The sequence below is a fragment of the Flavobacterium sp. B114r genome (assembly GCF_056824125.1).
Genome location: NZ_CP124858.1, coordinates 740,723 through 752,911 on the forward strand (window position 1 = coordinate 740,723; position 12,189 = coordinate 752,911).

Below are 12,189 nucleotides of genomic sequence, written 5' to 3' on the forward strand. Positions count from 1 at the left end.
GCAAAAAAAATGCAAATGTGAAAAATAAATTTTTATATTTGATCGCCAATAAAAAACCAAAAAAACATGAAAACCACAGAATTATGAAAAAAAAGCTAATTTCATTAGTATTTATTGGGGGGATGATCTTCTCAGCAAATGCAAAAGAGGCTGCAATTAAAAAGCACCTTTTTGAACAAAAAAGCAATCAGACAGAAATTTCGGGCCAAGTACTGGGTCAGGATGACGGAATGCCAATTGCCGGCGCAACGATTTATGCAAAAGGCAATAGTAAAATAGCAACTATAACTGACGAAACCGGGAAATTCAAACTAAACGTTCCGGAAAATGAAACTCACATCATCGTTAGTTATATGGGTTACGCAACTTTAGAATACAAATTAAACAACACTCAGGATTTAATAATAAACTTAAAACCAGCTGAAAATGTTTTAGATCAGGTTTTGGTAACTGCATTAGGAGTTAAAAAAAGCAGCAAATCTGTTGCTTATGCAGTAACTGAATTAAAAGGAACTGAATTCACGAAAGCGAAAGAAACCAATATCGCCAACGCCTTAGTAGGTAAAATTGCCGGTGTAAACGTAAGCAGTACTGCAACCGGACCAAATGGTTCAAGCAGAGTTGTCATTAGAGGAAATGGTTCGCTAAACGGAAATAACCAGCCTATGTATGTGGTAAATGATTTACCAATTGACAATACGCAATTGAACTTACCGGGAATTGGGAACGGACCAGGTTCTACAAGAATCAATGTTGACCGTGGTGACGGAACCTCTGTTATAAATGCTGATGATATTAAAACAATCACTGTTTTGAAAGGTGGAACTGCCGCTGCATTATACGGGGCAAACGCTGCAAACGGGGTTATCTTGATTCAGACTAAGAGAGGATCTGCCCAAAAAGGGATTGGAGTAGATTATAATACTTCATTTACTTTCGAAACACCATCGATCAAACCAGACTGGCAATACGAATACGGTTCAGGGGCAAATGGAAAAAAACCAACCAATCAGGCTGAAGCTATCGCTGACGGTCGCTGGTCGTGGGGAGCTAAAATCGACGGAACAGATGTTGTTCAGTTCGATGGTGTAGCAAGACCTTATGTAGCCCAAAAAGACAATATTAAAAACTTCTACAATACCGGAACAACTTTTATCAATTCCCTTGCTTTATCTGGAGGAAATGAAAAAGCAACCGGACGTCTTTCATTTTCAAATATGGAGAACAAAGGTGTTGTACCCAATTCTGATTTTAATCGTAAAAGTATCAATATTGCCAGCAATGTGAACTTAACAAACTGGTTAAAATTTGATGTTGTTGCGCAATACAATTTAGAAAAATCAAACAACAGAACGACAGTATCTGATGCTGAAGCAAACCCTAACTGGGGAACTTACATGATTGCCAATACGGTTGACATTAGAAATCTTGCTCCCGGATATGATGCAAATGGTATCGAAGAAGCATGGAATCCTGTTGCCGTAGCTACAAACCCTTATTTTGTGGTTAATAAAATTAAAAACAACGATACTAAAAATCGTTTTATCGGAATGCTGAATGTTAAATTAAACTTCACTCCTGAATTATTCCTTCAGGGTAGAATTGGTCAGGATTTTACAGATTATAACTTCTTTGGATACATCCCAAAAACGACTTTGAACAATCCTGTTGGATACGCACAAGGTTCAAGGGTTAAAATATCCAACCTGAATTCTGAAGCAATTCTTAATTATACCAAGAAAAATATCGTTGATGATTTCTCTTTAAATGCTTTAATTGGAGTAAACTCACGCACCAATTTAAGAGATGAAACCAGATTTGAAGGCTCTAACTTTGTGTTAGATGATTTTTATGCCATAAGCAACTTATCTACGCTAACTTACAGCTATCCTTACGGAAAAACAAAAACAAATTCAGTTTATGGTGCCGCGGATTTTGACTATAAAAACATTGTATTTTTAAATGTTACAGGTCGTCAGGATTGGTTCTCTACACTTTCTAAAGAAAACAATACAGTATTTTATCCTTCGGTTGGAACAGCTGTTATCTTATCCGATATTGTAACAATGCCAGATTTTGTTTCATTTGCAAAACTAAGAAGTTCATGGGCCCAAGTGGGTGGCGCAACACCGGATCCTTATGCATTGAACCAATCCTACTCTATGGTTCAGGGCGGACACAACGGTCAGCAATTGCAAGGACCAACAAGTTCAAGAGTACCAAACCCAACTTTAAGTCCGTTGACTTCTACAACATTTGAAATTGGTACTGACTTAGGATTTTTCCGCAATCGCTTAAATCTTGATTTAGCATTTTACAACCGTGCTACAACAAATGATATTGTCGAAACTACAATTTCTAACGCTTCGGGATCAAGCACAGCTTTACTGAATCTAGGAAAAATGAGAAATAAAGGGGTTGAATTTTTATTAAGTGGAAAAATCATTAATTCTGAAAATTTCTCCTGGGATGCAAGTTTCAACGGATCTTATAATCAAAACACAGTTGAAGCACTTACAGATCAGTTAAACTCTATTACAATGGCAACTGCTGTAAACGGATATGTTACGATAACAAGTGATGTTGGCCGACCATATAGCATCATAAAAGGATATAAACCTCGTCTAGATGCAAACGGAAATACTGTTTATAATGTAAGCGGCGGATCTGCAACTATCGCACAAGGGCCACTTCAGGAATTAGGTCAGGGAGTTCATCCTTGGGCGGCAGGTCTTAGCAACGAATTTAAATACAAAAACATCTCATTCAGCTTTTTGATCGATGGTAAATTTGGAGGAAGTTTATATTCCGGAACTGACTTATACGGAACTCGTATGGGATTAACAAAACTAACTCTTGAAGGTCGTGAAAACGGTTTACCAATAAAAGGTGTTGACACAAACGGAAATCCGGTTGATATGGTTATTGCTCCTGAAAACCTAAGAACATATTATGATGGTTTAAGAAACATTTCATCCACTTTTATCTATGATGCAAGTTTTGTAAAACTAAGACAAGTAATTCTTGGTTATGATTTACCAATTCAAAGAATAAAAGGATTATCAAAACTTCAGGGAGCTTCTGTTTCATTTGTAGCAAGAAACTTATTCATTCTTTACAAGAAAACACCAAACGTAGATCCGGAATCTGTATTTAGTGCAGGAAATGCGCAAGGTGTAGAACAATTTGGAGTGCCAAAAACCAGAAGTTTCGGTTTAAGTTTAAATGTCAAATTTTAAACTCACCTAATTGCTAATTTTTAAATTAAAAGACATGAAAAAGATAACCATATTATATATCGCAGGAATACTTTTAGGAAGTATATCATCCTGTACCAAAGATTTTGAAGAAATCAATACCAACCCAAATGTGGTTGATAAACCAAATCCGAATTACATTTTCAGCAAAGCTCAACTTGACGGCTTAAACAATAATTATTTTTTCACTGACATTCTTGAATGTGGCGGAATGATTCAGCATTATGCAACTTACAAAGAAGCCTCAGGTGTGGGAGATAAATATTTAAGCAATGAAGTATATTTTTCAGCTTATTTCAATCAGCTATATCCAACAGCTTTAAATGAAATCGAAATTGTAATTAATGCTTTAAAAGCAAATCCAAACGATACTAACAAGTTGAATATTGCCAGAATCTGGAAAGCGTATTTGTATCACAGAACTACAGATTTATATGGAGACATTCCGTATTCAGATGCGGCAAAAGCAATCACCTCACAACTTTTCCTTCCAAAATATGACACTCAGGAATTTATCTACAAAGATTTACTGAAAGAACTGGATGAAGCCGCCACTGCATTAGATCCTGCTAAAGCAAGTTTCGGCAAAGCCGATTTTATCTATGACGGAGATGTCGCAAAATGGAAAAAATTTTCTTATTCTTTAATGCTTCGTTTAGGATTAAGATTAAGCAAAGTTGATCCCGCTTTATCAAAAACGTGGGTAACGAAAGCAATCGCTGGTGGAGTAATCCTTAATGGAAGTGATAATGCAATCATGAAATATACAGACGGACCAAATGATTTTAATAAAAACCCTGTTGGTTTTGATGCCAGAAGACAAGATTTTACAGCGGGATCTTATGGGCAAAAAAATGTTGAAGGAGGAAAACTAGCCAAAACATTCATTGATTTATTAAAATCTACTGCAGATCCAAGAATTAGTGTTTACTCCGGCGTTTGGCAGGGAACAACGCAAAATACATCTCTTGCCATACAAAAGGGTTTCCCTAACGGAACAAAAACAGCACCAACAGCAGCGGAACAAGGTACGTATTCCGAGCCTAATCAAAGTACGGTTTTTAAATTTGATGCCCCTCTTGTTCTTTTAAGTAATGCAGAAACAAATCTATATTTAGCCGAAGCTGCAGCAAGAGGATGGTACACCAACGAAAGCGATAAAGACTTATACGAAAAAGGAGTAAAAGCTTCTTTCCTAAACATGGGAATTTACGGCGCGACTTATGCAATTACAGATGCAACTGCTTATCTAACACTTAATCCGTACAACGCGGCAGGATCTTTTGAAGCTAAAATGAATCAGATTCATACTCAGATCTATGTTGCTTTATTTGTAGACGAAGAAGAGGTTTATGCCAACTGGAGAAGAACGGGATATCCTGTTTTAGTTCCCGTAAACTTTCCGGGCAATGTTACAAACGGCACAATCCCAAGACGTTTGAAATACTCTACCAGCGAATATTCAGTGAATTCAGCTAACTTAGCTGAAGCAGTGAAACGCCAGGGCGAAGATAGTTTTACAACCAGAATGTGGTGGGATAAATAATAATTAAGAGTTAAAATGTGCCTTTAGACACTAAATATTGGTAGAGAATATGAATCAGAATATCTAGCGTGCCGTAGGTACGCAATAATTAACATTTTGTTGCGTACCTACGGCACGCCAACGAACTTCAAATCTAATTACTACCAATATTTAGTGCCTAAAGGCACAAATTAAAACCATCAATTGTTAACTGGCATAAATAATAATAACAAAAAGATAAATGAGCATATTAATTCTTACGGCATGCATTGCGTTTTTAATCATTCAGATAGCCTGGCTTAAAATCAATCCGTTTATTGCCTTTATCATAACAGCTTTATTAGCAGGTCTTTTTTTAGGCCTGCCAATAGCTATTTTGTCTCAAACTGTTCAAAAAGGTTTGGGCGAAATGTTAGGATCTATTACTTTGATTATCGTTTTCGGGACCTGTATTGGTAAACTTACCGTTTCATCAGGCGCCGCCAATGTCATCGCAAAAACTGTTATGGGATGGACGGGCAAAAAATACGTTCGCCTTGGCTTAATGATTACCGGATTTATTGTTGGGATACCACTATTTTATAGTGTTGGATTTGTTTTGTTAGTTCCATTAATCTTCTCAGTAGCCCATCAATTTAAACTTTCAAAAGTATATCTCGGTATTCCAATGCTGGCGTCGCTTTCAGTAGCACACGGTTTCTTGCCACCACATCCGTCTCCAATGGCTTTAAGCAGTATTTTAAATGCTGATATCGGACTTGTTTTAGTCTACGGAATCATCATTGCGATTCCAACCATTTTTATTGCAGGTTTGTTGTTTTCGAATTTACTGAAAAACATCAAAACCGAATCAGATCACGAAATCCTGAATGTTGAAGAAGTGGTTAACGCAGGAAAGCAGCCTAGTTTTTCCCTAAGTTTATTCTCAGCCTTATTTCCTGTCTTCGGATTAACGCTGACTTCGATATTACCTATGATTTCACAAAATGAAACATTAGTAAATATCTGTAAAACGGTAGGAGAACCAAGTATGATTATGCTGATTTCTTTATTGATTTGTACCTATACTTTAGGAATCAGAATGAACAGAAGCATCACATCAGTAATGGATGATTATGCCGTTGCAATAAAAGATGTCGCTTTGATTGTTCTAATTGTTGGTGGAGCCGGAGGTTTAAAAGAAGTAATGATCGTAAGCGGCGTAAACGAAACTATAGTAGCCGCTTTAACACAAATAAACATTCATCCATATTTATTGGCCTGGATGATGGCGGCAATCATACGCGTTTGTGTGGGTTCTGCTACAGCAGCCGGATTAATGACTGCCAGCGTTTTATTACCTTTACTACAAACCACCGGTCTCGACCCTAACTTATTGGTTTTGTCCGTAGGAGCAGGAAGTTTAATGTGTTCTCACGTAAACGACCCAAGTTTCTGGATGTTCAAAGAATATTTTAATATCAGCCTGAAAGATACTTTCAAATCATGGACCGTCATGGAATCTCTAGTATCTGTTTTAGGAATCATTTTCGTTTTTATTTTAAACTCTATAATACATTAATATCATGAATTTATTACCACAAGAAAAATTTGAAACATTAGGCTTATCATTACCACCAGCACCACAACCTCTTGGTATTTATAAACCTTATTTAGTTGATGGTAAATATTTATACCTTTCAGGTCATGGACCTGTTAATGATGACAAGTCCTTAATCATTGGCCGAATTGGCGATGATATGGATATCGAACAAGGAAAATTAGCAGCAAGACAAGTTGGCTTAACCATGCTTTCTACAATTGTAACCAATTTTGGAAGCCTGAACAAAGTAAAACGAGTTATAAAAGTTTTAGGAATGGTGAATTGCAATGGCGATTTCCTAAGACATCCATACGTGATAAACGGTTGCAGCGAATTGTTTGCAGAAGTTTGGGGACAAGAAAACGGAATTGGCGTAAGAAGCGCAGTAGGAATGGGTTCTTTACCGGACAATATTCCCGTTGAAGTTGAAGCTGTTTTTGAATTATATTAAAAAATATGCCACAGATTAAATGATTAAAAATGTTTTTTTTTCGCCACGAATTTCACAAATTTTCACGAATTAATTTTCACATACTGATTTGTGTAAATTCGTGAAATTCGTGGCAGAAGAATTAAACACAACGTTTAAAATCATTTTAATCTGTGTCAAAAAATTAAACACATAGAAACATAGATTTATTTTTGCAATAGTTACAAGGATATTCAAAAAAGCTCGCTTTCTCACATAGCTATGTTTGTTAATGCAAGTGAAACGCCTTTATTCGGTTTTAAAAACTATGTTTCTATGTGTTTAAAAAAATAACACCAAGCTTATAAATTATTATGAATACAACACCACAAACCAGAATTGCAACGTTTGGAGAATTATTACTCCGAATGAGTGTTGCAGATGGAAACAGATTCACGCAGGCCAATGAAATAAAAATACATGTTGGCGGTGCCGAAGCAAATGTTTGTGTTTTACTTTCTCAACTCGGCATTCAAACCGATTATCTTACCCGATTACCAGAAAATGATCTGGCACAATTGGCCTTAAACGAACTTCAGAAATACAAAGTCAATACTTCAAAATGTGTGTATGGCGGAGAACGTTTAGGATTGTATTTTGTTGAAGCTGGAAATCAAATCAGGCAATCGCAGGTTATTTATGACCGAAGCAATTCGTCTTTCGCTACTATTGAAAAAGATCAAATTAATTGGGATTTGGCTTTCGCCGATGTTACTCATTTTCATTGGTCAGGAATCAGTCCGGGAGTTTCTAAAGAAGCAGGTTTAGCTTGCAAGGAAGCAATTCTGACAGCGCATAAAAAAGGAATTCCAATTTCTTCTGATTTTAACTTTCGATCAAAATTATGGCAATACGGAAAACATCCGTCTGAGATTATGCCGGATTTGCTTCAATACAGCACAATCACAGTTGCTGATTTAGATGCGATTGAAATTTATTTCGGAATTAAAACAGATAATACTGAATCCGACGAAGATCGTTTTCAGAAAACATTCGAATTATTAAAAGCAAAAATGCCTTTTCTAAAAACACTGGCAATGAGTTTTAGAAAATCAGACGGACCGGCACATTTATACAAAGGATTACTAATTCATGAAGGCAATTTCTATCAGACACAAGAACATAAAATACACGTTGTAACAGATCAGATTGGTTCCGGAGACGCTTTCAATGCAGGATTATTATACGGATTATCCAATAAATTTTCCGGACAGGAATCTATCGAATGGGCGACAGCTTGTGGTGTAATCAAACAAAGTATTCACGGAGATTTTGCCATAACGAACCTTAACGAGATCAGTCATTTTATTAAAAATGGCTCAAGTAACAGAATTAATAGATAAATAAAGAATATGTACAGCATTTTAAAAGCACAAGGCGTACTTCCGTTAGTTACACAAATCAATATAGAAACAGCCCAAATAGTATTGCAATCGGCGGCTGATGCTGGCATAAAAATTATCGAGTTTGCAGCTCGCGCAGATAATGCTAAAGAAGTTTTTACTCAAATGATCGCCTTTAAAAAAGCGAATAATCTGGATGTAAAAATAGCCGTTGGATCTATTTTAAGTGTTGATGATGCTGAGACATTTCATCAATTAGGAGCAGATTGCATTGTTTGTCCTCATACTGATCTGGAAATTGGCAATTATTGTTTCAAAAATAATATTTACTGGATTCCAGGCGCAGCGACTTTAAACGAAATTCTTCATGCGAATAAATTAGGTGCAGAAATTGTAAAACTTTTTCCTGCCGATAAAATTGGCGGTCCAGGATATGTAAAAGCAATAAGAGCACCGTTCCCAAATTTGAAAATAATGCCAACCGGAGGCGTAACTCTTGAAGAAAGCAATTTGAAATCATGGTTCAAATCCGGTGTTGTTTGTGTTGGAATTGGTTCTAATTTATTTTCGAAAGAAATTCTTTTGGATTTAAAATACGAGCAATCGTTACAAGCATTTCAAAATTTAATTGAAGTTGTAGAAAAAACCAGAAACTAAAATTATGCAAGACAATTGGTGGAAAATTAATTCCGAAATCCGCATTGACACTCCGTTTCTGGCTGTTTACGAAGATCGTATCCAGTCGAATATTGAGCGTTTGATTGAATCAGTAAATGGCGAAACTCAAAAATTAAGGCCCCATATAAAGACGCATAAAATTGGCGAGATTCTGGATTTGTTTAAAACCTACAGCATCAATAAAATAAAATGCGCGACAATTGCCGAAGCTGAACTTGCCGCCATACACGAAATTCAGGACGTGCTTCTCGCCTATCAGCCTGTTGGCGTTAAAAAAGAAAGATGGATTTCATTAATACAAAAATATCCTAATACTTCTTTTTCGACTATCGTTGACAATCTTGATTCAGCAAAAGCTTTGAATAAAATTGCAAAAGAAAACGATTTAAAACTTACCGTTTATCTGGATCTTAATACAGGAATGAACAGAACCGGAATTTCGATTCATAAAGATTGGAGTGCTTTAATTTATGAAATTCTTGAGTTAGAAAATCTTCATTTCGCAGGAATTCATATTTATGACGGCCATTTAAAAGGCTATGCGGAAGAACGAATTGCTGCCGCTTCAAATTCTTTTTTTAGCATAAATGAGAGAATTGAAGCAATTGAACAAAAACTAGGTTACGAATTAAAAATTGTTGCCGGAGGATCGAATACATTTCCGTTTTATGCGACTCAAAAAAATGTAGAATGCAGTCCGGGAACTTTTGTTTTCTGGGATTCAAATTACCAGATTCATTTACCGGAACAAAATTTCGAACCCGCTCTGGTTATTGTTGGAACTATTGTTTCAAAGCCTACAAATGCTACATTTTGTATTGATATTGGATACAAAGCCGTAGCTTCTGAAAATCCTATTGATAAAAGATTAGTGATTTTAAATGATGAAAACCTAATCCCAACATCGCATTCAGAAGAACATTTAATTATAGAAAACAAAGGGAAAAACGAGTACGCTATTGGCGACACTATTTATGCCCAACCTTATCATGTTTGCCCAACCTGTGCCCTTTACGATTCGGTTCAGGTAGTAAATGCAGCGCATCAAATTTGCGATCAATGGCAGGTTGTTGCACGCAGCAGAAAAATTAACATCTAGGAGAAAAAGAATAGAAAATAGAGCGAAGAAGAAAGAGAATAGGCCTCACAATAACACTTGTAGAGAATCTCTGAGCCTTTGAACCTTTGTGACTTAAAAAAAATAATATGTTTATAATAGACGCACATCTAGACCTGAGCATGAATGCAATGGAATGGAATCGAGATTTAAGAAATGATGTACCTACATTACGTAATTTCGAAAAAGGAATGACAGACAAACCGGATCGCGAACGCGCCACGGTTTCTTTTCCAGATTTACGAAAAGGAAACATTGGTATTGTTGTCGCCACTCAAATTGCACGATTTGTAAAACCAGGCAGTATTATTCCGGGTTGGAATTCTCCTGAACAAGCCTGGGCACAAACACAGGGACAAGCTGCATGGTACAAAGCGATGGAAGAAGCCGGAGAAATTACAGCAATAACAGATAAAAAATCACTCCTAAAACAAATTGATTTATGGAATGACGGAACGCCAAACGATAAAAAACCTATTGGTTATATCTTAAGTCTTGAAGGTGCCGATTCTATTATTGATGTTTCGTATTTAGAAAAAGCATACAATTACGGATTACGTGCCATCGGACCTGCACATTACGGACCCGGACGCTACGCAAACGGAACGGATGCTACCGGAAAAATGCAGCAAAACGGTCTAGATTTGTTGAAAGAAATGGAACGTTTGAATATTATTCTGGACGCAACACATTTGTGTGATGATGCTTTTTGGCAGGCTTTAGATCATTATAACGGACCCGTTTGGGCAAGTCATAACAATTGCAGAAGTCTGGTCGATCATAACCGTCAATATAGCGACGAAATGATTCAGGCATTAATTTCAAGAGGAGCCGTAATTGGCGGAGCTTTAGATGCGTGGATGCTAGTACCAAATTGGGAAAGAGGTGTTTCGACTCCAAAAGGTACAAATTGCAATCTCGAAACTGTTTTCAAACACATGGATCACATTTGCCAATTGGCAGGAAATGCGAATCATATTGGTATTGGTTCAGATCTGGATGGTGCTTTTGGAACAGAACAAGGTCCGTACGATTTAGATACGATTGCCGATTTGCAAAAATTGGTTCTGATTTTTAAAAACAACGGATATTCTAATGAAGATTTAGATAAAATCTTTCATCAGAACTGGATTAATTTTTTAATGAAAAATTGGGATTAACCCGTTGAGTGTAATTATTTTTAACACATAGAAACATAGTTTTTTTAGCTCAAAATAAGACGTGTCACTTATTTAAAACACACATAGCTAGCTATGTGAAAGAAATGGGTTTCTTTTTATATTCTTCTTTACACATAAAATCTATGTTTCTATGTGTTAAATTGAAGTTAGTATGCATTACACCAAAAGAGGCTAGACTTAAAGAAATACTAAACTGGGAACTGCCTTCTTATACGATTGTAATTTTTCGTCGTTTGGATCAACTTCTGTAACGACATAATTAACCTCAGATAAGTTGGCAATTTTCATTTTTAGAACAGTATCGAGTTTTTCAGAAATAGTTAGAATCGCTGTTTTTTCAGAAGCCTGAATCATTGCTTTTTTTACCTGAACGGTTTCCCAATCAGAGTCTGAGAAACCACCTTCGATATCAAGAGCATTGGTTCCTAATATTAATAAATCGACTTTAATATTCGCCAATTGATTATAGACATCGCCGCTCACACACATTTGGCTGTAGGACGAAATGCTGCCGCCAATCATGATAATTTTAACATTGGGTTTATCCAAAAGTTCAACTGCTGATAAAACAGTAACGGTAAAAATGGTCAGATTCAAATCATCAGGAATCAAACGGATGAACTCACGAATTGTAGTTCCGCCGCCAATTAGTAAAACCATTCCATCATGAAGTAAACCTAACGTTTTTTGAGCAATAATTTGTTTAGATTCACCTGCATAAGTTTGATTATTAGAAGAAGCATGGTGATAGGCTTTTGTCATCGCACCACCTTTTACTTTAATCAATAAAGATTCTGATTCAAGTTCGTTAATATCACGTCTTACTGTATCTTCTGAAACAAATAATTTTGCAGAAAGCGTTTCAAAACTTACACGAGTATGCAAGTTTATCTCTTTTATAATAAGATTTTTACGTTCTTCTTTAGTGTAATTAATCACTTCATTATCATTACTCATGCAAATTCAATTTTATAGAAGCAAATGTAAACAATAAATGCAATATTATTGCGAAACAAATTATAACACAATGTAATAAA

The 12,189-nt window shown here is 36.0% G+C and carries 9 protein-coding genes; 8 read left to right on the plus strand and 1 reads right to left on the minus strand.

Going from position 1 to position 12,189, the window contains the following annotated elements; all coding sequences use genetic code 11:
- The first annotated feature begins 83 nt into the window (after positions 1-83).
- The 8 genes from QLQ94_RS03440 to QLQ94_RS03475 all read left to right on the plus strand — a co-directional run bounded on the left by QLQ94_RS03440 (position 84) and on the right by QLQ94_RS03475 (position 11,131).
- The gene (locus QLQ94_RS03440; RefSeq protein ID WP_427402937.1) at positions 84-3,239 is read left to right on the plus strand and encodes a SusC/RagA family TonB-linked outer membrane protein; all 3,156 of its coding nucleotides are present in this window, start codon (positions 84-86) and stop codon (positions 3,237-3,239) included.
- A gap of 34 nt (positions 3,240-3,273) precedes the next feature.
- Positions 3,274-4,803, plus strand: coding sequence for a SusD/RagB family nutrient-binding outer membrane lipoprotein (locus QLQ94_RS03445; RefSeq protein WP_271338205.1), 1,530 nt, complete (start codon positions 3,274-3,276; stop codon positions 4,801-4,803).
- A gap of 220 nt (positions 4,804-5,023) precedes the next feature.
- Complete coding sequence (locus QLQ94_RS03450; protein WP_271338206.1) at positions 5,024-6,343, plus strand: GntP family permease; 1,320 nt, start codon at positions 5,024-5,026, stop codon at positions 6,341-6,343.
- 4 nt (positions 6,344-6,347) lie between these two features.
- A complete protein-coding gene (locus QLQ94_RS03455; RefSeq protein WP_271338207.1) occupies positions 6,348-6,815 on the plus strand; it encodes a RidA family protein in 468 nt (155 codons plus the stop codon).
- A gap of 332 nt (positions 6,816-7,147) precedes the next feature.
- Positions 7,148-8,176: a sugar kinase gene (locus QLQ94_RS03460; protein ID WP_271338208.1), complete on the plus strand. Its 1,029-nt coding sequence runs from the start codon at positions 7,148-7,150 to the stop codon at positions 8,174-8,176.
- A gap of 9 nt (positions 8,177-8,185) precedes the next feature.
- Positions 8,186-8,833: a beta/alpha barrel domain-containing protein gene (locus QLQ94_RS03465; protein WP_271338209.1), complete on the plus strand. Its 648-nt coding sequence runs from the start codon at positions 8,186-8,188 to the stop codon at positions 8,831-8,833.
- 4 nt (positions 8,834-8,837) lie between these two features.
- A complete protein-coding gene (locus QLQ94_RS03470) occupies positions 8,838-9,953 on the plus strand; it encodes a D-TA family PLP-dependent enzyme (RefSeq protein ID WP_482499214.1) in 1,116 nt (371 codons plus the stop codon).
- 107 nt (positions 9,954-10,060) lie between these two features.
- Complete coding sequence (locus QLQ94_RS03475) at positions 10,061-11,131, plus strand: dipeptidase (protein ID WP_271338211.1); 1,071 nt, start codon at positions 10,061-10,063, stop codon at positions 11,129-11,131.
- Positions 11,132-11,329: 198 nt separating this feature from the next.
- On the opposite strand, the gene QLQ94_RS03480 is transcribed toward QLQ94_RS03475, so the two are convergent.
- On the minus strand, positions 11,330-12,109 hold the full coding sequence (locus QLQ94_RS03480) for a DeoR/GlpR family DNA-binding transcription regulator (protein ID WP_427402941.1): 780 nt from the start codon (positions 12,107-12,109) through the stop codon (positions 11,330-11,332).
- Positions 12,110-12,189: the final 80 nt, after the last annotated feature.